This is a genomic window from Exiguobacterium indicum HHS 31 (assembly GCF_001939065.1).
GTDB classification, from domain to species: domain Bacteria; phylum Bacillota; class Bacilli; order Exiguobacteriales; family Exiguobacteriaceae; genus Exiguobacterium_A; species Exiguobacterium_A indicum.
Genome location: NZ_MPSZ01000004.1, coordinates 134693 through 156705 on the forward strand (window position 1 = coordinate 134693; position 22013 = coordinate 156705).

At 47.2% G+C, this 22013-nt stretch carries 22 protein-coding genes; 12 read left to right on the plus strand and 10 right to left on the minus strand.

What is annotated here, in order from left to right:
* Nucleotides 1-25: 25 nt before the first annotated feature.
* Nucleotides 26-685: a uracil-DNA glycosylase gene (locus N179_RS11470; protein ID WP_174316705.1), complete on the plus strand. Its 660-nt coding sequence runs from the start codon at nucleotides 26-28 to the stop codon at nucleotides 683-685.
* A 50-nt stretch (nucleotides 686-735) separates the two neighbouring features.
* On the opposite strand, the gene N179_RS11475 is transcribed toward N179_RS11470, so the two are convergent.
* Nucleotides 736-1566: a Cof-type HAD-IIB family hydrolase gene (locus tag N179_RS11475; RefSeq protein ID WP_058265670.1), complete on the minus strand. Its 831-nt coding sequence runs from the start codon at nucleotides 1564-1566 to the stop codon at nucleotides 736-738.
* A gap of 124 nt (nucleotides 1567-1690) precedes the next feature.
* On the opposite strand from N179_RS11475, the gene N179_RS11480 reads away from it, so the two are divergent.
* From N179_RS11480 to N179_RS11505, 6 genes are all read left to right on the plus strand, one after another.
* A complete protein-coding gene (locus N179_RS11480) occupies nucleotides 1691-2950 on the plus strand; it encodes a hypothetical protein (RefSeq protein WP_244150233.1) in 1260 nt (419 codons plus the stop codon).
* A 20-nt stretch (nucleotides 2951-2970) separates the two neighbouring features.
* Entirely contained in the window at nucleotides 2971-3663 is a 693-nt protein-coding gene (locus tag N179_RS11485) for a response regulator transcription factor (protein ID WP_075642911.1), read from the plus strand.
* Nucleotides 3660-5045, plus strand: a complete 1386-nt coding sequence (locus N179_RS11490; RefSeq protein WP_023469703.1) for a sensor histidine kinase — start codon at nucleotides 3660-3662, stop codon at nucleotides 5043-5045. Before N179_RS11485 ends, N179_RS11490 begins: the two co-directional genes overlap by 4 nt.
* 93 nt (nucleotides 5046-5138) lie before the next feature.
* Nucleotides 5139-5516, plus strand: a complete 378-nt coding sequence (locus tag N179_RS11495; protein WP_023469702.1) for a DUF1499 domain-containing protein — start codon at nucleotides 5139-5141, stop codon at nucleotides 5514-5516.
* Nucleotides 5513-6940 carry a dihydrolipoyl dehydrogenase family protein gene (locus N179_RS11500; RefSeq protein ID WP_029342906.1) on the plus strand — a complete coding sequence of 476 codons (1428 nt, stop codon included), beginning with the start codon at nucleotides 5513-5515 and terminating at the stop codon, nucleotides 6938-6940. The genes N179_RS11495 and N179_RS11500 overlap by 4 nt, the downstream gene beginning before the upstream one ends.
* A gap of 3 nt (nucleotides 6941-6943) precedes the next feature.
* The gene (locus N179_RS11505) at nucleotides 6944-7477 is read left to right on the plus strand and encodes a DUF420 domain-containing protein (RefSeq protein ID WP_075642912.1); all 534 of its coding nucleotides are present in this window, start codon (nucleotides 6944-6946) and stop codon (nucleotides 7475-7477) included.
* Nucleotides 7478-7519: 42 nt separating this feature from the next.
* On the opposite strand, the gene motB is transcribed toward N179_RS11505, so the two are convergent.
* The 3 genes from motB to N179_RS11520 form a co-directional block, all read right to left on the minus strand.
* Nucleotides 7520-8287, minus strand: a complete 768-nt coding sequence (gene motB / locus N179_RS11510) for a flagellar motor protein MotB (RefSeq protein ID WP_075642913.1) — start codon at nucleotides 8285-8287, stop codon at nucleotides 7520-7522.
* Nucleotides 8262-9047, minus strand: coding sequence for a flagellar motor stator protein MotA (gene motA, locus N179_RS11515; RefSeq protein WP_023469698.1), 786 nt, complete (start codon nucleotides 9045-9047; stop codon nucleotides 8262-8264). Before motA ends, motB begins: the two co-directional genes overlap by 26 nt.
* Nucleotides 9048-9145: 98 nt before the next feature.
* Nucleotides 9146-9385 carry a hypothetical protein gene (locus N179_RS11520; RefSeq protein ID WP_023469697.1) on the minus strand — a complete coding sequence of 80 codons (240 nt, stop codon included), beginning with the start codon at nucleotides 9383-9385 and terminating at the stop codon, nucleotides 9146-9148.
* A gap of 160 nt (nucleotides 9386-9545) precedes the next feature.
* On the opposite strand from N179_RS11520, the gene N179_RS11525 reads away from it, so the two are divergent.
* Nucleotides 9546-10937, plus strand: a complete 1392-nt coding sequence (locus N179_RS11525) for a TrkH family potassium uptake protein (RefSeq protein WP_035395598.1) — start codon at nucleotides 9546-9548, stop codon at nucleotides 10935-10937.
* A 52-nt stretch (nucleotides 10938-10989) separates the two neighbouring features.
* Here the strand turns inward: N179_RS11525 and N179_RS11530 are convergent, their stop codons facing one another.
* Together N179_RS11530 and N179_RS11535 are read right to left on the minus strand one after the other, a co-directional pair.
* Nucleotides 10990-12054, minus strand: coding sequence for an SDR family oxidoreductase (locus tag N179_RS11530; protein WP_075642914.1), 1065 nt, complete (start codon nucleotides 12052-12054; stop codon nucleotides 10990-10992).
* Nucleotides 12054-14189, minus strand: coding sequence for an ATP-binding protein (locus tag N179_RS11535; RefSeq protein WP_058265673.1), 2136 nt, complete (start codon nucleotides 14187-14189; stop codon nucleotides 12054-12056). Before N179_RS11535 ends, N179_RS11530 begins: the two co-directional genes overlap by 1 nt.
* A gap of 159 nt (nucleotides 14190-14348) precedes the next feature.
* On the opposite strand from N179_RS11535, the gene N179_RS11540 reads away from it, so the two are divergent.
* Together N179_RS11540 and N179_RS11545 are read left to right on the plus strand one after the other, a co-directional pair.
* Nucleotides 14349-14876 (plus strand): restriction endonuclease, encoded by a 528-nt coding sequence (locus N179_RS11540; protein ID WP_023469692.1) that lies wholly within the window; start codon nucleotides 14349-14351, stop codon nucleotides 14874-14876.
* Between the two features lie 171 nt (nucleotides 14877-15047).
* Entirely contained in the window at nucleotides 15048-15524 is a 477-nt protein-coding gene (locus N179_RS11545; RefSeq protein WP_023469691.1) for an LURP-one-related family protein, read from the plus strand.
* A 45-nt stretch (nucleotides 15525-15569) separates the two neighbouring features.
* On the opposite strand, the gene N179_RS11550 is transcribed toward N179_RS11545, so the two are convergent.
* On the minus strand, nucleotides 15570-16193 hold the full coding sequence (locus N179_RS11550) for a DUF1836 domain-containing protein (RefSeq protein ID WP_023469690.1): 624 nt from the start codon (nucleotides 16191-16193) through the stop codon (nucleotides 15570-15572).
* A gap of 115 nt (nucleotides 16194-16308) precedes the next feature.
* Between N179_RS11550 and N179_RS11555 the strand changes: the two genes are divergently transcribed.
* The gene (locus N179_RS11555; RefSeq protein WP_075642915.1) at nucleotides 16309-16956 is read left to right on the plus strand and encodes a diacylglycerol/polyprenol kinase family protein; all 648 of its coding nucleotides are present in this window, start codon (nucleotides 16309-16311) and stop codon (nucleotides 16954-16956) included.
* A gap of 3 nt (nucleotides 16957-16959) precedes the next feature.
* Here the strand turns inward: N179_RS11555 and N179_RS11560 are convergent, their stop codons facing one another.
* The 3 genes from N179_RS11560 to N179_RS11570 form a co-directional block, all read right to left on the minus strand.
* Nucleotides 16960-17820: a tetratricopeptide repeat protein gene (locus N179_RS11560; RefSeq protein WP_075642916.1), complete on the minus strand. Its 861-nt coding sequence runs from the start codon at nucleotides 17818-17820 to the stop codon at nucleotides 16960-16962.
* Nucleotides 17821-17961: 141 nt separating this feature from the next.
* Nucleotides 17962-19086, minus strand: a complete 1125-nt coding sequence (gene ald / locus N179_RS11565; protein WP_029342897.1) for an alanine dehydrogenase — start codon at nucleotides 19084-19086, stop codon at nucleotides 17962-17964.
* Between the two features lie 121 nt (nucleotides 19087-19207).
* On the minus strand, nucleotides 19208-20425 hold the full coding sequence (locus N179_RS11570) for a PucR family transcriptional regulator (RefSeq protein WP_035395605.1): 1218 nt from the start codon (nucleotides 20423-20425) through the stop codon (nucleotides 19208-19210).
* Nucleotides 20426-20569: 144 nt separating this feature from the next.
* On the opposite strand from N179_RS11570, the gene N179_RS11575 reads away from it, so the two are divergent.
* A complete protein-coding gene (locus N179_RS11575) occupies nucleotides 20570-21946 on the plus strand; it encodes an alanine/glycine:cation symporter family protein (RefSeq protein ID WP_075642917.1) in 1377 nt (458 codons plus the stop codon).
* The last annotated feature ends 67 nt before the right edge of the window (nucleotides 21947-22013 follow it).

Genomic DNA, 22013 nt, shown 5'->3' on the forward strand with positions numbered 1-22013 from the left:
GAGACTGAAAAAGGAGCGGATTCACGTGCATCCATCTTGGCAAACCGTGTTAAAAGAAGAAAAGGAAAAACCCTATTTTCAAGAATTGTGGGCTTTTTTGAAGGAAGCCTATCAAACGACGACCGTCTATCCTCCGAAAGAGCGGATTTTTCATGCGTTCGATGCGGTCGCTCCAGAAGATGTCCGGTGCGTCATCTTAGGGCAAGATCCCTACCATGGTCCACGTCAGGCGAATGGACTCAGCTTTTCCGTGCATGACGGAGTGCCGATTCCTCCATCCCTTCGAAACATGTATAAGGAACTCGTCTCGGATATCGGTTGTCCGACTCCGACATCCGGTAATCTCGAAGCATGGTCACGACAAGGAGTCTTCTTACTCAATACGTCGCTTACGGTTGAAGAAGGGAAAGCGGGATCCCATGCTAAAAAAGGTTGGGCACCGTTTACCGATCGGGTCATCGAAGTATTAGGAACACAGACACAACCAATCGTATTCATCCTCTGGGGAAATCATGCGAAGAGTAAAAAAACGCTGATCGATACGGATCGTCATCTTGTTCTTGAAGCTGTCCATCCGAGTCCCTTATCCGCAAGTCGTGGATTTTTCGGTAGTAAACCGTATTCGCAAACGAATGCTTGGCTGAAAGAGCAGGGAAGAGAGCCGATCGACTGGTGTTTGTCGTAAATTAAAAGCGTGTGTCCCGTTGAATGCGGAACACACGCTTTTTGAGTTACTTAGCGGCTTGAGATCGCCGGTTCCTCATCCATCATGAATTTTTCGACGACGAGAGCAACACCATCTTCATCGTTCGAAGCGGTCATATACTGTGCTTTTTCTTTGACGGTATCGGCTGCATTCGCCATCGCGACACCAAGACCTGCCCATTCAATCATCGATAGATCGTTGTTACCGTCTCCACAAGCAATGACTTCTTCTTGAGAGATTCCTAGTTTTTCAGACAGTAAGGCAAGGCTTGTGCCTTTTGTGACACCATCTTCTGTGAATTCAAGGAAAAATGGCTTCGAGCGAGCTACCGCGAGTTCACCCGCAAGTTCCTGTTGAAGGGTCTGTTCGACACGCGCGAGGTGCGTCTCTTCTGCCATCATTAAACACTTAACGACAGGTGTTTGAATCGCTGCCTTAAAATCAGCGACAGGGATGACTTCCATGCCTGTCAGTTGTCCTTCAAGCGTCGTATACTCGTTTGGTTGTTCTGTCAGGATTTCATCTCCGATATACGTGTGGATGTAGACACCTTCCCGTTTACTTAAATCATCGAGGCGGTGGACCGTCTCTGGGGAAAGCGTGCTGAGGAAGAGCGACTCGTTCGTTTTACAATCGATGATCGAAGCGCCATTGAAGCTCAGGATGTAACTGCCGTAGCGTGCAAGTTCCAGTTCTTTTGCGAGGTCGAGCATGGCAAAAGTCGGACGACCGCTAGCGAGCACGACCTTCTTCCCGCGTCGCTGCGCAGCGAGTAAAGCTTCTTTCGTACGTGGTGAAATCGTATGGTCACTTGTCAACAAGGTATCATCTAAATCGAGAACAATCATTTTATACGTCATACATTCAAACCCCTTTCAATTATCTGTATATCGTAACAACTTGTGTCCCATTCGACAATATACTCTCCTCGAAGAGAGTATGATAAAGTGGAAACAGAGCCCGTACGGAAAGGATTCCAACTTTATGAAATATCTCTTCATGATCATATCAAGTCTATTATTAGCAGGATGCAGTACGATGTTTCCGCATCCTGCCTCTCTACTCGAACATCCGTCCCTTCCGGCATGGGAGCAGTCGTTGAAAGAACGGATTGACCGCGATTTGCCGAAACAGGCAGAGATCGTGGCGCCACGAAATCAAGCGGTATCCCGCCTATACGAACTCGTCGACTTAGATCGAAACGGTAAAGATGAAGCGATCACCTTCTACCGTAGCGAGCAGGACGGGCGCTTCACGATTCATCTGCTCGTCCATGAACGACAAGGCGAAAAATGGCGACTCGTGGCGCGACAGACGGTAGCTGACGGTCGAGCCATCGATCGACTCGAAGTCATAACTGACGCACGACATAAACAAAACCATCTGGTCATCGGGATTACCAGTTATGGTGAAAATACGTTATACATCATTGAGCAGTTACTATCGAAGCAACGAGACGTCACGAAAGTCGATCGGTATGATCGTCTGTCGGTAGCTGATTTAAATCAAGATCGAGAGCGGGATATGGTGCTTCTGCAAAAGGGCAGTCCGTCTCGTTTGATCTATTATAAAGACATCCTGTCGAAAGAGCACCAAGAGACGACACTTTCAACGCAGGATGGCGATTTATTCGCAGAACATGATTTATTTGAAGTCGATACGATCAATGCCGCTCGAAATAAAGGCTTGATCGTATCGTATACACGAGATGCGAAAATGCACATCGCATTATTCCGTTTAGCGAACGATACATTGGAACAGGTTCGTTTCGGTCAGGTCGATGAGATCGTCGAACCGATGTATACCTTCCCGAAAGATGTCGATCAAGACGGAATCGTCGAGTTTGGTCATCAGTATACGCCAGAAGGCAGTAAAGGGCGTGAGGGTGAACCAAAACCACGCATCACGGCATACTACACATGGAATGGATCAGATAATCCGCCATTTCTCGAGAGTGGGTTCGAATTGCGAGAAGAGCAGTACATCGATCAAGAATACAATTTCGTCATGCGGTTCCCTGCCAACTGGGCGACGCGTGAAACGATCGAGAAACGCGAAAATCGTGTTCGGTTCATCAATCGAGAAACGAAGCAGATTGATTTCGAATTAGAGGTCATTCCGAAGAATCAATACATTGCTAGTGATCAAAAACGAAAAATCAAAGAAGGTATCGATTATGTCTATGTGATTGATGCGACGAAGGAATATGAAGTGTTCGTCAATCGTGTCACACTCGTGGAATAAAGAATCAGGGGGAGAAAAGAATGACCAAAATACTAGTAGCCGAAGATGAACATGCGATTCGCAGTTTCATCGTCATTAATTTGAAACGAGCAGGCTATGATGTCATCGAGGCGGAAAATGGGAAAGAAGCGCTTGCGCGGTTTGATCAACAAACCTTCGACATTCTGTTACTCGATATCATGATGCCAGAAGTCGACGGTTTTGCCGTCTGTGAACAGGCGCGGGCAAAGGATGAAGTCGTCGGGATCATCATGCTGACGGCACGGACACGAGAAGAGGATAAAGTCATGGGACTGAGCGTAGGAGCGGACGATTATATCGCGAAGCCATTCAGTCCAGCAGAGCTACTCGCGCGCATCCAGTCGCTCCTGCGACGGGTAGAGACATTACGTCGCAGAAAACAGCCACGTGAACTCGTCTCTGGACCGTTTCGGATTGATTTAGGCGCGAAGCGCGTCCAAAAAGAAGGTGTCGACGTCGAAGTGACACCAACTGAATACGATTTACTTTGCCACTTCATTAAAAACGAAGATCAAGTCATGTCGCGAGATGAATTACTCGATGCGGTATGGGGTGAGAATTACTTTGGTGATCGGAAGACGGTTGATGTCAACATTCGCCGTCTTCGTCAAAAAATCGAAGAAAATCCAGCGGAACCGAAGTTCATCGAGACATTGTGGGGACATGGATACAAGTGGCGTAACGAAGAATGAAGCGCCAGATATTAATGCGGTTCATGACGATTATCACGGTGACAGTCTTACTCGTCATCGGGATCCTCTCGTTCGTGACCTATAACTATTACTACGTGACGGCGACGGATGTCTTGAAACGTCATGCGAATGCGAGTGCTGTCTTATTTGCGAATAGTGGCCTTGCTTATGATTACGCCGATTCAGAAGCGACGATCCATGACGTACTTGATTCTTACGCTTATCCAGACGCTGAGATCGAAGTGTTGGATGCGACAGGGATTCCGCGTTACTCTTCGACCGGATTCATCTCGGAACGTAAGTTGACGCGAGCGGCGATCAATCAAGTAAGAGCGGGGCAGACTGTCACGAAACGATATGACGATGAGGCGACGGGAGAACATTTACTGGAAGTAACAGAACCTGTCGTGTCGTTCGGTCAGACGACGGGAGCGCTTCGTTATACGACGTCGCTTGAGCGAATCGATCGACGTGTGATCGAAATTTGTTTAGCGATCGTCCTCCTGGGTACAGTAATTTGGGGACTTGCCTTCATCTATTCCTCACGTCTCGTCTCGTCGATCGTCCGACCGATTCAAGAAGTCATCGGTGCATCGGATCAAATCGCGAAACAGCATTACGACGTCAAGGTGAACGAGGAATACTCGTTCGAGCTTGGAGAACTAGCGCGGACGATCAATTATATGGGACAACAGATTAAACAGCAGGAAACGTTGAAAGATGAATTCATTTCTGGTATCTCCCATGAATTACGGACACCGCTGACATCAATCAAAGGCTGGAGTGAAACGTTACTCGTCGAACAGGATCAGTTGCCGGAAGAGGCGTCGCTTGGGATGGGCATCATTCATTCGGAGACGGAGCGTTTGATTTCGCTCGTTGAGCAGCTACTCGATTTCTCGAAACTCGAGACGAGTCGGCTCGTCTTATACCGTCAGGAAGTCAACTTGACGGAAATCATCGAGACCGTGACGGCGCAACTGCGTCAAAAGCTGGAAGAAAAAAATGTCCAGATCGTACAGAAGTTACCGGCACAAGTCGTCGGTCTATACGACGAAAACCGATTGAAACAAGTCTTCTTGAACCTGCTTGATAATGCGATCCGCTTTTCTCCAGTCGGTGGCACGATCACCATTCGACTCGTTCGTTCAGAGCGTGTATTGTTCCTCTCCTTCAGTGATGAAGGTCCCGGGATTCCGAAAGAGCACTTACGTCACGTCACAGAAAAATTCTATCAAGTGCAAAAAGGAAAGGGTGGAACAGGGCTCGGCCTATCGATTTGTCGAGAACTCGTCGAAGCACATGAAGGCAAGCTATTCATTGATAATCAGCCGGAAGGCGGCGTCATTGCGACGATTCTGCTACCTGTCACGAAAGCGTAAACACTGAGACGGGCAGAGTGAAACAGAAACTGGTAAAGTTAAGTGGATTATAGTACGAAATGGATCAGATGATAGGAAACGGAGGAATCAGTCATGGCACTTGGTGTTTCAAATGGTACGCTTCAACCGCTCTCTGGAAAACCGAACGCGGTATCTACTCAAACCGATCTACAGGATATGAAAATGCGTCCGCTCCCGTTCAAAGGAACGCTTGCAGATTCGAAGTTCCAACTCTTACGTATCCTACAAAGCCTCGACCGCGTCAAAGTCGTCAAGGAGGAAGGGGCATACATCCATGCCATCTTCACGAGTAAAGTCTTTCGCTTCAAGGATGACGTCGAATTTTACTTCGATGAAGCCGCACAAGTGATTCATTTCCGTTCGGCATCGCGTGTCGGATACTCCGACTGGGGCGTCAACCGTAAACGGATGGAAGACATCACACGTCGTTACGAGGAGGGCTTGCGATGAAGACCTATCAATTAGTTGTCATTGGTGGTGGGGCAGCCGGAATGACGATTGCTGCTGGTGCAGCAAGTCTTGGCGCGCACGTCGCACTGATCGAACGGCATACGCACCTAGGCGGAGATTGTCTCCACTATGGTTGTGTTCCTTCAAAGGCGTTGATCGAAGCGGCGCACGATGTCCATGTCATGAAGCGAACGGCTGAAAAATATAACGTGACGCTGAACGGGGATGCGGTCTATTCGAAAACGAAAGCAAGCGTCGATCGAGCACGTAACATCATTCAATCACATGATGGCACGAAACGGTTCGAAGACCTTGGTGTCGATGTCTATATCGGAGAAGCGACATTCCTCAGTGCTCATGAAGTGGAAGTGGCGGGACAGCTTGTCGTAGGTGAGAAGTTTGCGATCTCGACGGGATCTCAACCCATCATTCCACCGATTGATGGACTCGATACGATTGATTATTTAACGAACGAGACGATCTTCGAATTAACGGAGCGTCCGGAGCGACTGCTCGTTATCGGTGGTGGAGCGATTGGTCTTGAGTTATCGCAAGCATATGCGCATCTTGGAACAGAAGTCACGGTCATCGAGGGAATGAAGACGTTACTCGGAAAAGAAGACCGTGACATGGTCGAAGTCATTCAACGTCAGCTCGAACAAGAATTGACGTTACATCTCGATACGAAGGTCACGCACGTCCGCAAGTCGGCCGGGGGCATCGAAGTGACGGTTGAAGCAAACGGCGAATCACGTGTCATTGAAACGGATGCCGTGCTTGTCGCAGTCGGTCGTAAGCCACGCATCGAAGCACTACGTCTCGACCGAGCTGGTGTACACGTCGAGAAAGGATTCGTCCAAGTCGATGGTTCACTTCGAACAAGTCAGCGACACATCTTTGCGGTTGGAGATACGATCAACTCGCTCCCATTTACGCACGTCGCAGGACTTGAAGGAAAAACGGTCGTTACGAATGCTTTATTCGGTCTACGGACGAAGCCGGATTATCGAGCGGTTCCGTGGGTCACATTCACGACGCCTGAATTATTCCATCTCGGATTGACGGAAGACGAGGCACGCAAGAAACATGGAGAGATCAAGGTCTATCAGACCGGTCTCGATGAAGTCGATCGTTTCGTCATCAATGGTCAGACGGAAGGGCGCGTCAAGCTCATCGCCGATAAGCGTGGAAAACTGATTGGAGCACATGCAATCGGAGAACAAGCAGGTGAGTGGATGCAAGAAGTCGTCTATGCGATGGCACGTAAAGATAAGGTCGGTCAATTGTCGCGTGTCGTCCATCCGTATCCGATCCGTGGTGCTGCGGTTCAGCGTGCTGCTGATGTCTACTGGCGTGAACGTCTATTCGCTGGTCCGATCCCAAAATGGTTGAAACGTTATTTCGACTGGAAACAAGGAGAATGATACATGCAACAACCTGCTACTAAACGGAATTTCGTCCCACTCGTCATCCTGTTGACGCTTGTCATCAATCTGCTCGTGGCGCTTTTATTCTTTGCACCACCTGTACAAGTTGATTCAGGATTCGATTGGACGTTTCTTCCTTTTTTGAATGCCATCTTCAATAGTTTTACCTTCATGCTGTTGCTCGGTGCTTGGGTTTCCATTCGTCGTGGCAATCGGGTGAATCATCGTCGCTTCATTGGTGGTGCGATGACGACGACGACTTTATTCTTAATTTCGTACGTCACGTATCATGCCGTCAGTGAATCGACGAAATTCGGAGGCGAAGGTTTCGTTCGCCCTGTCTATTTCTTCATTCTGATTACGCACATTATTCTAGCTGCAGTCATCGTCCCACTCGTCTTGATGTCACTCGCGCACGCTGTGAATCAAAACTTCGAGAAGCATAAAAAGTGGACACGCTTTACGATGCCGCTTTGGTTATACGTCAGCTTAACGGGCGTCATCGTCTATATCATGATTCGTCCGTATTATTAAAAAGACTCCTTCGTGTCTACCACGAAGGAGTCTTTTTAATGGTCAGGATTTAACTTTTGTTTCGTCAAGTACATTCGCTTTTAAGTCGATCAATGGTCGAATTAACACTTCGACACGGCGATTTTTGCTACGACCGGCTTCCGTTTGATTGGACGCAATCGGTTGGAATTCTCCGTAACCGCTGACGGTGAAGCGTTTTGGTTCAAGCTTTGGGTTCCGTTGTAAGGCACGCATGAAACTGATCGCTCGGTCCGCGCTCAGTTCCCAGTTCGACGGATACTGTGCTGTATTAATTGGGATGTTATCCGTATGACCAGAGACTTGGATTTGACGTTGCCCTGCTTTGACGAGCAGTGCACTCATGCCTTCTGCGATTTGAAGCGAGCGTCCTTTTACTTCTGCTTGAGCTGGTGAGAACAACGCGCGATCACGAATCGTAAAGACAAGTCCTTCGTTCGTGATTTCGACCTTGATGTCTTTCTCAAGTTGTTCATTTTTGATGTATTGATTGGCTTCTTCCTTAATCTTTTCGAGTTCTGCGATTTCATAACTTTGTGCTTTTGTCCGTGCATCGAGCTTTTTCGAATCCTCTTCTTCTTGAGTAGAGAGTGAGCTATTCGTAATCATCCCTGAACCACCGTTGAAGACGGAGCTAAACGACTGGGACATTGCTTTTAACTTGACGGCATCGACATTACTCGAAGCAAACAGAACGATGAAGAGCGCGAGAAGCAAGGTCAATAAGTCGGCGTAGGGAATTAACCAGCCTTCGGAGATATGTTCGTCATGCGGCTTCTTTTTCCGCTTCATAGTTCGCACGCTCCTTCGGTGTCAGGTACACGAGTAGCTTATCTTCTAAGTTCTTCGGGGATTCACCGTTTTGAATCGAGAGAATCCCTTCAATCATCATTTCATACAGCTGAATCTCGCTTGCTGATTTTTGCTTCAGCTTCGTTGCGAACGGGAACCATAGGACGTATCCGGTGAAAATCCCGAATAACGTCGCAATGAAGGCACCTGAAATCGCGTGACCTAATTTTTCGATATCCGATAAATCGGATAGGGCGGCAACAAGACCGACAACGGCACCGAGAACCCCAAGCGTTGGAGCATAGGTTCCAGCTTGCGTGAAAATGTTCGCATTTGCATGATGGCGTTCCGTCATGTTTTCGAGGTCGCGTGTCATGACGTCCTCGACATATTCGGATGGTTGTCCATCGATGACCATCATGACGCCACGCTTCATGAAGGCATTATCGACTTCTTCAAGTGCTGATTCGAGAGATAACAGACCTTCTTTACGTGCTTGCGTCGAGAGTGTCAGAAATTGTCCGAGCAACACTTGTTTCGTCATCAGCTTTTGTTCAAATAAGATGACTTTAAACAAGGCAGGTAAGACTTTCAATCGTTCCTTCGGGAAGGAAATCATGATGGCAGCTGCTGTCCCGACGAAGATGATGACGAGGGCTGCTGGGTTAAGCAAAGCGACGGGAGGAGCACCTTTTAAGATCATACCTCCGACTAGTGTGATGAGACCAAGAATGATCCCGATGATCGACACGATATCCATGATTGATGTGTGCCACCTTTCTGTATGTAATCCGTATAGGAACGAAAAATAAAAGAGCAGAAGACACTTCTTCTGCTCGGAAATCCAAAAACCGAGAATCAAGCGCCGTTTTCGTCGATTAGCATTTGAATGCTTTCGTTTCGTTCGTCACGCTCTATATCGGTCAGTACGTCGTATTTTTTTAACACTTGATACAATTCATTTAGAATCGGTTGCTCCAAATGTAATGATAAGAGTTCCTCGAATTGATAATACAATTGCGCAGGCATCCATTGTGATTGTCGTTCCAGCCTTCGCCAGACATCCTCAATCGAATGATCAGCCGTCTTAGGGTCCACTGTTTCCCTCAACCTCCTTTAATGATTACACGTCCACTTTTATCTAGTTTACCAAAAAAATACGAAAACGTTTAGTCGATTGCATATTTCGATAGAACTTCTTAATTCGAGGGAGTATGATAAAGACAATTCTGTCTGAAAACAATCTAGGGGGAGTAAGATGTTCTCGCATAAAAGACGTTCACGACTCGCACGCTTCGGGCGTTTAGGTGAATTGATGTATCATCAGCTATTCGATAAACCAGCACGTTTCATCGCAACGGGCTTCACATTGACGATTTTACTGGGTGGTTTTTTATTGTGGCTTCCGATCTCACAACAAGAGGGGCAAGATGTATCATTCATCGATTGCCTATTCGTTGCGACATCGGCAGGAACCGTCACAGGACTGTCACCGATTAATATTGCCGAATCCTATAATTTACTCGGTCAAATCATCATGATGCTCTTAATTCAGGTCGGTGGACTTGGATTCATGACGATCGCGCTCGTCTTGCTCAGCGTCACGGGACGAAAAATCGGGATTCGTCAGCGGATCATTATCCAAGAGATGTTTAATCTCGATAGTCCGGGCGGAACGATTCGTCTCGTTCGTAATATCATCGTCACGACGGTCCTCGTTGAGATCGTCGGCATGTTTTTGATTGCGCTTGATTTGTTCATTCAATACAAATACAGCTTCGGAAAAGCACTCTATTACGGTTTGTTCCACGCCGTATCTGCCTTCAACAATGCAGGATTCGCACTATGGGGTGATAATCTAATCGGTTTCCAACAAGATACGACATTCATTCTGACGATTGCAGCGCTCTTGATGATTGGTGGTCTTGGTTTTACGGTCATCGCGGATATCGCTGGTAAACGAAACTTCAAGAAAATTTCGCTCCATTCTAAATTGATGGTGCTATCACTACTCGTCATCAATGGACTAGGTGTTTTAGCAATGATGCTCTACGAATGGGTTTCGAACTTGGGTTCATTAAAAGATGAATCGTTCTTCAGTGCGCTCCATATCGTGTTCTTCCAAGTCGTCACGACACGAACGGCTGGTTTCCAGACGATCGATTTAACGACGATGGTGCCGCTCTCGATCGGTTTGATGATGGTTTTGATGTACATCGGGGCAGGTTCCGCATCAACAGGTTCCGGGATCAAGGTCACGACGGCAGCGGTCATCTTGAAGAATGTCTGGACGTATATACGCGGACAGCGTGAAACGGTTTTGATGCGTCGGACCGTTCAGACGCAGGCGATTCAAAAGGCATATGCGATTGCTGTCTTCAGTTTATTGTTCATCGCTTTGATCACGACGTTCCTGGCATTGACCCAGCCGAATATTTCCTTTATTGGTCTATTCTTTGAGACCGTTTCGGCATTTGGAACAGTTGGTCTTTCTTTGAACGTAACAGCTGAGCTCAATAGCTTTGGTAAGTTTTTGATCATGTTCATGATGCTACTCGGACGTGTCGGCTCCTTGACGATTCTGTTCACGTTCGCGACGCAACGAGACCGGACGATTCGTTATCCAAAAGAAAATATGTTGATCGGGTAACCGATTTAAAAAGTCCAATCGACTTCCCTTGTGGAAGAACGATTGGACTTTTTTAGTGTGTTGCGTGTGTTTGGTAATACTGGACGAGTCGAGGCATCGTTTCTGCAAGGTCTGGACAAATAATACCAGTGTCCCGTAAGTCACGTAAGGCATGTGTCGTGTCATATTGAACGGGATGAATGAAGTAGTCAAGTGTCTGCCGTTGCATCTGAAGTCGTTTCGCGACAGCTGGAGTCAATGCCGTGCTAACGAGTCGAAACGGAACGATTCCGCGCGGATAACGTCCATAATAGGCGACGTGTAACATCTCAAAAATCGCGCGTGCGCCATGTGGGAATGGATCCGTCAGATGATAGGTCTTATTTCTTCCGACCGGTGCATGGCTGAGATAAGCAGTCGCTTCAATGACGTAATCATAGGGCACGAGATTGACGAGTGCATTTGCTCGACCTGGGTATGGAAGAGGAGCGAAGGATTGCAGGAGACGCATTACGTTCAAAACGAAATACACCCCGTCCCATTTCGGTGTTTCGCCCGTTTCGGAATGACCGACGACGATTCCAGGACGGATGATCGTATAGGGGATCGTTCCGATTTCTTTACGGAAACGTACCTCTGCTAAATATTTCGTTTCTTCATAAGCATTTTTAAAGGTACTTGCTTGTAACTCATCTTCTAGAACCATTCCAGAACGAAGACCCGAGACATACGCTGTACTGAAGTAAATGTAACGCTCTAAGGTTCGACACGTATGAGCAAACTGTGTCACGTTCGCGGTACCGATCACATTGATCCGAAAGGCGGGTTCATATGCTGTTGCTAAATCATATAGCGCCGCGAGATGAAAGATGTGTGTGACGTCTTGTTGCAACATCATCCGCGCCTCTGATGATAAAGCAAGCTGTTCGACCGTGATATCGCCTTCGTGCAATACAAGTTGCTCCGATCGTAAGGATGTACGTTCTAGAAGATCCTGGCGTCGCTTAACAGCTGCGTTTCGCTCTGACGGTAAATGAAGCAAATGAAAACAAGCGATTTGATCCGGTACACGTGCCAGTTGTTCGATCAGTTTGGTCGCTAAAAAACCGGGGAAACCCGTCATGAAGTAGGTCCGCATCAATTCCATTCCTTTCTTGGATCACGTTCGAGTACAACGGTGAACGTCGAACCATCATTGATTTCTGATTCAACGGAAATCGCACCTCCGTGTGATTCGATGATTTCCTTACAGATGGCAAGTCCGAGTCCGGTTCCGCCGATTTTCCGGATGTCTGAGTTATCGACCCGGTAAAATTTCGTAAAGAGCTTTTCAAAAGCATTTTGTGGAATGCCGAGTCCATGATCTGTCACAGAGAACGTTGCTTGTTCCGGATTGGCTGAAAGAATGACTCGAATATGATCCGCCTGTGGAGAATATTTAATGGCGTTCGAAAGCAAGTTCAAGATCACCTGCTTGATTTTGTGCTCGTCCGCAAAAATCAGAACAGGATCCTCTGGTAGTTCTAGATCAATTCGATGCGTCTCGACGGTCTCACCATAGGCATCGACGGTTGATGCGAGAAGATCGCGTAACGAGAACGACGTGAAGGTATACTCCTGTTTTCCACCTTCTAGACGCTGAATGTCTAAAAACTCATTTAATAGCGTCGTCAATCGTTTCGTCTCTTCGTGAACGATCTCAACATACCGTTCGATTCGATCAGCCGATTGTTTTTTATATCGTAGTAATTCCATATAGCCAAGAATGGAGGACAGTGGCGTGCGCAACTCATGCGATACTGTACTGACGAGTTCGTCTTTTACTTGATCCATCTTCGCTTCCTCTGTCCGGTCACGGAAAACAAATAGGAAGCCATGACGAGAAATGCGGCTCTTCTCCTTTTTGATCGCAGTCGCATAAAATTCGAAATAAAGTGGACTGGACTCATTTGGTCGCTGTAACGTGAAACGAAACGATAGTTCAGAATGTTTTCCGGCGAGTAATTCTTCTACTTGTCGGAGCATCTCGAATCGAGTGTTCAAATCGAGATTCGGAATCAGACTGATTCGTTCTTGAATCTTACTTGGTGCAATGCCTGGGACATCGAGTAATTTGCGTGCTTTGACGTTCATGAAGATGAAACTTCCATCCTCTTCTGTCAGTAGGAAACCTTCATTGGATGCTTGAAGAATCGATTGTGTGATATCACGCTGACGCATGATGGCATTTTTTTCGCGTTCAAGCATTTTCTCAATCTTTTTTCGTTCGGTAATATCACGAACGACGGCGACACGCATCCGGATATTGTTGTAGATGATTTCACGCGGGAAGACTTCGATTTCGACAGAGGTTCCGTCGGCACGTTGACCGAGAACTTCGTATGGTTCTTCTCGATGCTCCTCGATGCGTTGCAAGACACGCGCGTGATGATCCGGATGAATCAATTCAAGCGTCGTCTTGCCTTTCATTTTCTCGAGTTTCGTCCGGAAAATGACTTCTGCTGCGCGATTGGCATCGATGATGATTCCGTGGTCATGAAAGATGACGGCTTCAACGACGGATTCCGAGAAGAGTCGGAAGCGGCGTTCGCTTTTCGTCAGATGCCATTCGATTTGTTTTTGCGGTGTGATGTCCTGAATGAGCAGGAAGTAAGTATCGTTTGGTAACCGTGTCATATAAAGGCGTCCATGGAACGTTGAGCCATCCAAACGATGATAGGTCCATTCATTTTCGGCTTCCCGTCCATGCAGTAAAAAAAGTTGCGCGTCCGATAAGTCTTTTAAGTTCAATTGTTCGAGATGTTGACGGCGGGTAGTGATTTCCTTCGCATCATGTAGAACCGTCGCTTGGAGACCCATGATGTCTTCGGCATGCTCGAAACGAAATAAGGTGCTTGCCACCTCGTTACAGGTTTGAATCCGAAACTCGGAGTCGGTGATGAATAGAGCAGTATCTAGTGTTGAATTGAATAAGTCCTCGATTTTCAGGGGAGCGACATGGACAAGAAAATAGTCCGTCGCTTCAATCGCTGTGACTGTTAATTGATATGTCGTTGAAATGACGGCTTCCTTCTGTAATGGAAAGAAATCATCCGTGATGGGAAACAGCTCCTGAATGGTTTCGATATTCGGAGCGTTCATGAACTGGTGTTGAAACGCGTCATTATGAAATTGAATCTTTCCATTTGCATCGACTAGAAGAACGGGGTCTTTCATAGCACGTATCGTCGCGTGAATGATTCGTATCGATGAAGGGGATGAATGTTCTGCCATGAGCTACCTCCTGACTGGTCTTCGACCATGGATTTTAAGACAGTCTTTCCTCAGCTTACTTCTGCAAGATGAGGCGTGTTTCCTGTTGAAGGAAGCAACCGACGAAGAATTTTAGTATAGTGAAAAAAAGGTCACGACGAAGTAGAGGAGAAAAGCACGATGAAACGATTGAAACGAAAACGATTGTTACTAGCAGCTTTGTTTGCAATGATAGGAATTTTCGGAACTTATTTTTTTTCGAGTTCTTGGGAACCTTTAATCTTAATCATCAGTATAGTAGGGTGTATCCTTTTTCTTCTTTTGTCCATTTTAACGCCGTCGCTTGAAAAACGACTCGATCGAATGGAAGGACGAGAATTTGAAGAATGGCTTGCCGATTTATTTGAAACAGCAGGATATCGAGTCGAGTTGACACCTGCTTCACGCGACTTCGGAGCAGATTTGTTGATAGAGGATGAACGAGGGTATAAGATTGCCATCCAGGCAAAGCGATATAGTGCGGCTGTAGGGCTCGAAGCGGTTCAACAGGTCGCTGCCTCGGTTCCATTCTATGGGATGGACGAGGGGTGGGTCGTTACGAATTCGACCTTTACGGAAGCTGCATATCAGCTAGCGGAACCAAATCAGGTTCGCCTCATTGATCGGGAAGAATTGCTCGCATTTGCAAAGGAGATGAACCTGCATTGAACATGTCGAATGATTGTCGACAAAAGGGGGTTGTCAATTTGGAGAAACGGTGCAATAATCATTTTCGTTAACGAAATATCATACAGATAAAGAAAGTTAAACTATACAGGATGTCTAAATAAACTGGGGACGAAAAACCAGCACGTTTTAGCAGTGAGAGGAGAATTTCTGTTGCGCAAAGTTGTCTATGTGCAGGGTTGCGTTTTTTCGCAAGGTCATGCCGCGATTTATGATGAAGCGCACCAAATGATCGGTGCGGTTCAACACGACGAGAATGGTCGTGTTCAAGTAATGAATGGTGAAGGTAGAGGGGTAGCGTTTGGTAAGTTCATTCCGACGTGTAAGAAGTGGGTCGTGATGAACCATGATGGACAAGAGGTAGGTCAAATGCGTGAGAAGTTTTCGCTCTTCTCGAAGAAATGTGAGTACAACGTGTATGAGCGTGGTACATTCACGATTTCCTTCGACCTGACAAAAGGAAAATTCTCCGTACGGAGTGCAGCTGGAGAAGTCGTTGCTGAATTGTTGCAAGACGGTGATGAGTACCGTCTCGTCAAGGATGCTGACAAACTCTCGATGTACGAACTACTCTCTGTCTTGAAAAGTCTGACGAACAACGTCCACTATAAATCACTGACAGCCGTCTAAATAAAAAAAGATGCCTTCCATGACATGGATGGCATCTTTTTTTCATCATGTCGTTTGCAGAACATGATGGAGACGTTGTTTCGCTTCGTGTGTTAAATGCGATACACGACGGGCATAGAGACACAGTTGGAGAACGTGGACAGTTTCAGGGCGGTAAGCGTTAATGCGCTCGAGCGAGCGTCTGAGACGCTTCTCCGTCAATTCGATCGGACCACTTGTCTCCGCGTGTTGCGTATAGACGAGGTAAAAATTAAGCGGACTGATTAAATCATCCTCATCAATATTCGGATTCTTAAAGACGATCGTCAGTAGTTCTCGTGTTTCTTCTAACGAGAAGAGGTGTTTCAAATCATCCAGTAGATAGATGATCGAAGCTTGATTGATCGAGTACTTCTTTCCGCGATGCGGTACGCCGATGATGTCCCGGACTTCACGTTTCGTCCAGTTCTGGATCGTCGTCGCTGACATATGTTCGCCGATCAGGGCATTTGCCAAATGAACGATTTCATTGATAGATAGACCATTTTTTAATGGATCGAATTGCTTCAAGCGATTGATGACCTTCGGCAATTCTGTGCCTTCCGTTGCGACGAGGGGTTCGATTCCTTTTCCTTCGTTCAAGCGTTGCAGACAACTTGATAATGTTTGGACTGCTTGAGCATCATACATTTCCAAAACTTCCTCTCTAGGACGTCATTTGACCTTATGTTATCAAATGAAGGTTCAATAGGGCAAATGACAACTGAAACAACGTACAATAATAGGAAAGAAAGGGGGAATGACGATGGAATGGATAGCTGCTCTTGGCACGATTGGAATCGTCGGGCTAGTTCTCGTCATCCTGGAGGTCATTGGACGCCGTTTCGGCTTTTCTCCCGAGACGGTTCGGAAATGGATTCATATTGCTGTCGGTCACTGGGTATTTCTTGCGCTGCTCTGGCTCGATCACTGGTACGTTGCGATCGTACCGCTGTTATTCTTTGCTGTCGTAAATCTAGTGACACTACGAAAAGGAATCGGTCAGATGCACGATGTCGATCGTCCTTCTTACGGAACGGTCTATTATCCACTCGCTCTAGCGGGACTCGTCCTGTTCTTCTTCGAGCGACAACCGATGGCGCTTGTTGCGGGAAGCATGGTGCTTGCTTGGGGCGACGGTCTCGCGGCTCTCGTCGGAAAACGCTTCGGGAAGACGTTTTACGTCCGTGGTGAGACGAAGCGATCCTTTGAAGGAAGTATCGCCCTGTTTTTGGCGTCATTCCTCGTGTTGACCGTGACGTTCTTGTTTTATGGACAACCGGTTTGGCTCGCTGTCAGTTATGGCTTCTTGCTTGCGAACATCGCAGCCTTGATCGAAGCCATCTCATATCGCGATCTCGACAACTTGATCTTGCCATGGACGATCGCGGCACTCGTCGCGTTTGCTTTTTAACGTTCAGTCGCGTAACAACAATTGTTTGAAATAGAGAAAGCGTAATCGAATATAGTCCGGATACGCACGCCAACCTGCATGACGGATTGTCATATCCCGACACATCTCCTGAAAGACATGGCGATAGATCTTTTCTTCGGAATCGTCATAAACAGCTGCGAACAAGCCATGCTCGAGCATGTTGGAAAGGCATTCGTCGAGCTGAGCGTAGAGGGTCTCGTCGCTGTCTTCGCGCAATGTAGCATGCAACTTCTCATATTGAATGCTTTGATTGACAGAAGCTGTCGCATGAAAGACGCTGGTTTTGTCGAGATGGGATACGCCAAGGATTAATGTATAGAGTGCTTCCAACATGTCGATTGAATGACCGTCTAATTGTTGGATGGAATCAATGGCCATCAGCGTATCGATTCCAGATGCGCCAACCTTCTTTAAATATGTAAACGCATGAACAGCGGACTCCCCATAAAATTGACGATGATTGTAATGGACGGCAAGGAAACGATGTCCTGCTGGCTCTTCAGGGAACCGTGTGATGGCTGAAAGGAAAAACTGTTCTGCTTCGTGCATATACCCTTCCTCTTCACTGATGATACCGAGGAGTATGTATCCTTGCACATGTTCGCCGAGTTGCTGATGTGTCTCTTCGATCAGTTGGCGCGCTTGAGTGTGTTCGTTCTTGAAGTAAAGGGAATGAGCTGTAGCAATGTTGAGCAATGGATGAGATGGGACGAAAACACGTAAGCGCTCGGTTGCGGCAATACGTACGCTCTCTTCTGTATCGGATGTCAGTGTTTCGAGTAACGCGACTTCAGCGACGTGGCTCTGGAGTTCATGAGAATGGGCGGTTATGGTTTGTGTCATGTAATGAGATCCCCTCTACTAGTTCAAAATCATAAGTCTTCGTTTCTCATCATATGACAAGCCGAGTGTTGCCTCAAGAAGTAATAAAAAATAGTCGATGGTTCCTCAAAAAGGAATCATCGACTATTTCTACTTTCAAGATTATGCGTGTAGGTGAAGCACATCTTCAACGGATTTGTACGTGTATCCGAGATCGCGTGCGACGGCTTCGTACGTGACGAATCCTTGTGCGACGTTTAATCCTTTTTCAAGAGCATCGTTTTCAGCAAGCGCACGGTGTGTGCCTTTGTTCGCGAGCTCAAGGACATACGGAAGCGTTGCGTTCGTCAACGCTAGTGTAGACGTACGTGGAACAGCACCTGGCATGTTCGCGACTGCGTAATGAACGACACCGAATTTTTCATATGTTGGGTCATCATGCGTCGAGATACGGTCGACCGTCTCGAAGATACCACCTTGGTCGATGGCAACGTCAACGATGACAGCGCCCGGCTTCATGCGTTTGACCATATCGGCAGTGACGAGTTTCGGTGCTTTTGCACCTGGAATCAAGACGGCACCGATGACGAGATCACTTTCAGCGACCGCTTCAGCAATCGTGTACGGGTTGGAGATCAACGTGTTGATCGAGTTACCGAAGATATCATCGAGCTGACGAAGGCGCTCTGGGCTGACATCGATGATCGTGACATCCGCACCGAGACCAACTGCGAGTTTCGCAGCGTTCGTTCCGACGACACCACCACCGATGACTGTGACTTTTCCACGACGAACCCCAGGAACACCTGCAAGCAGGATGCCCATACCACCGTGTGGTTTTTCTAAGAACTGTGCACCGATTTGTGATGCCATACGTCCTGCGACTTCACTCATTGGTGTTAACAATGGAAGTGTGCGGTTCTTCTCAACCGTCTCATAAGCGATTGCTGTGATGTTTGAATCAACGAGTGCACGTGTCAATTCTGGCTCAGCCGCTAGGTGAAGATACGTGAACAATGTTAGATCCGGACGGAAGTATTGGTACTCTGAAGCGATCGGCTCTTTAACTTTTAAAGCAAGTTCGGCTGTTGCCCAGACTTCAGCAGCAGTCGCGATGATTTCAGCACCTGCTTTGACGTACTCTTCGTTCGTGAAGCCACTCCCCATACCTGCCATCGATTCAATGATGACACGATGTCCTTGTGCATGTAACGCTGCTACCCCGGCAGGTGTTAATGCAACACGGTTTTCGTTGTTTTTGATTTCCTTTAATACTCCAATGATCATGTGAACGCGATCCCCTTTCGCAAATAAACAAATCAATTTCTCTTCATCTTCAGTATACGAGAAATGAAAGCGTTCTACTTTATCGGCGTTTTCAAAAATAACCGATATCCTTTGTGAAAAATCACAAAGGATATCGGTCTGCTTTTAGGTACAAATAAAGTAAGGAACGTTCAGGTAAAGATTCCATTCGAATGCCCGCTTCCTCCTCGATTCGTCGCATCCGATAGAGGATCGTATTCGGGTGGACATGGAGATGGGAGGCGACTTGTTTGACGTTCCCATCATAATGAAGGAACCATTCTAACGTCTCACATAAGGAGGAGGCATGTTTCACATCATAAGCGCGCAACCGTTCGATTTCTTCCAAGCGAACCGTCCGCCGTCGCAAACGCTCTGAGAAAATCGGTAAGAGCTGGAATAGACCGAGGCGTTCGTAACGGGTCACGTTCTTCAGCTCGAATGGAAAGGCGTCTTTCAGACGCAAGACGATGCCCGCTTCTTCATAGCGCTCGGGAATGGCTTGGACGCCGGTGAAGACTTCACTACTTGCTGCGACGAAGTCCGTATAATCGAACCGCTCCGCGAGTAATTGTCGAAACGACTGGATGAAGGCGTCGAACTGCAGACGTTCTTGTTCTGCGTCGCGGTCGTTTGTGCTGATCCACAAGATAAAATCCGTCTCGTCATATGCATAAAGTAACGGACGAACCGTCTGCTGAATCGTCAATAAATAGCGCAGGCGATCGGCGAGACGCGGTGTGATTGCCTCTGAAAAACGAATGACCGTCAAGCGACTGATGCCGGGTGGTGCGACATGGAGTTTAGAGAACATTTTCAGAATCTCCGACTCGGATAGTTCTTCATGTAATAACTCGAAGAAGAACTGTTCCGTTTGCTCTTCCTTCCGTTTTTTCTGCATGTCAATCGCCAGTAACTGACGTTGAGCAAGTAGAGCTCCTTTCTTTAAGTCCGCTAGTTCCGAAGGAGTAAACGGCGTGCTTCGAGCAATCGACCAAATATAGCCGAGAATTTCTGAATCTTGCTTGATCGCAATGGCGACACGGTCATTCAGTCCGACATCCGTGCGTGCAGAAATAATGAGTGGATCATCTTGTGTAGCAAGGCTCTGGATGACTTCATCTTTCCAGAGTTGGTCGATGACCGATTCCGGTACCCGGCGACCAATGATCGTTGCGACACGGGCAGGGTCGGTATCAGCTGTATGTGTACTATACGCAAGAAGGCGGTGATTGCGATCTTCAATCGTAATCGGGGCATTCAAGGCAATACCGATTGCTTCCGCTAAGTCGTCTAAGGAATGATATGAAGCTTCTAACATGGGATTTCCCTTCTTTCTCTTTCACTCGATAGTTTTAGTATATCTTCTATTGTGTAAAATCACAAAAAATATTCTTTTGTATTGTAAGAAAACACAACTACATGCTACGGTAAGCCTCGGAAATGAGAGAGAGGATGAAATGGCATGGAAGTATTACGTCTGATATCGGCTTGGGTCTGGGGGATTCCGAGTATGGTGTTGTTGGTAGGAACAGGAGTGTACTTTACGATCCGCTTACGTGGTCTTCAGTTTCGGCGCTTAAAACAAGCGTTTCAATTATCTGTTCAAAAATCAGGGCAAGGTGAAGGTGAAATCAGTAGCTTTCAGATGTTGATGACGTCCCTCGCGGCGACGATCGGAAACGGAAACATCGCAGGGATCGCAGTCGCCTTGACGATGGGCGGACCGGGCGCAGTCTTTTGGATGTGGGTCATCGGTTTAATTGGAATGGCGACGAAATATGCAGAAAGCCTCCTTGCCATTCTCTTTAGAAGTCGAAACGAACGCGGCGAAGCCGTCAGTGGACCGATGTATTATATCGAAAAGGGACTAGGACCTAAATTTAAATTCCTCGCCATCCTGTTTGCAGTATTTGGTTTGATCGCATCATTTGGTGTTGGGAATACGGTGCAAGCGAATGCGATGGCAACGGTGCTTGAGCAATCGTTCCGTATGCCGCTGCTAGTGTTCGGCATTCTGCTCGCAATTGCGGTTTATGTATCGATTCGTGGTGGGCTCGAACGCGTCAGTGCAATCTCGACGATCTTCGTTCCGATCATGAGCTTACTCTATATCGGTGCCGCTTGTGTCCTTTTAGTATTGAAGGCAGATCAGATTCTACCAGCCTTTGGTTTAATCTTTGAGTACGCCTTCCAGCCGCTTGCGCCTGCGGGAGCCTTCACCGGTGTATCGATCATGATGGCAATGCAAGTTGGTGTAGCGCGGGGAATTTTTACGAACGAAGCAGGACTTGGGACTGCAGCCTTGATTGCTGGATCTGCCAAAAGTGAGCGTCCGGCCGAACAAGGATTGATTTCGATGACGAGTACCTTCATCGTGACCTTGATCGTCTGTACGATGACGGCACTTGTCCTTCTGACGACAGGTTTTTGGGATCCATCAGGTGGGCTACATTCAGGTATGATGCATGATGCGAATCTTTCCGGGGCAGCACTGACAGCAACCGCCTTTGCGAGTGTTCTTGGATCATTTGGAGAATGGACTGTCGCTTTCTCCGTCTTCTTCTTCGGTTATTCAACAATCATTGGGTGGTATGTCTATGGAGAGAAGTGCTTGGAGTACTTGAGCGGTACGACACGCTTCAACGAAGGATACCGCGTGTTCTTTGCGCTCGCAGCCTGTTATGGTGCTGTCGCGCAATTAGAACCGTTGTGGCTGGTCGCAGATATTGCAAATGGATTAATGATGATTCCGAACTTGATTGGAATGTTGTTCTTGTCGCACTTAGTCATTGAACAAACGAGAGACTATGAACGAGCCGGTCACAAACGAGTGGCTTAACGGAAAAAAGCGGCTGACTCAAAAAAAGAATGACGCGTCTTTTCACGCCCTTTCCTCAGGCGAGACA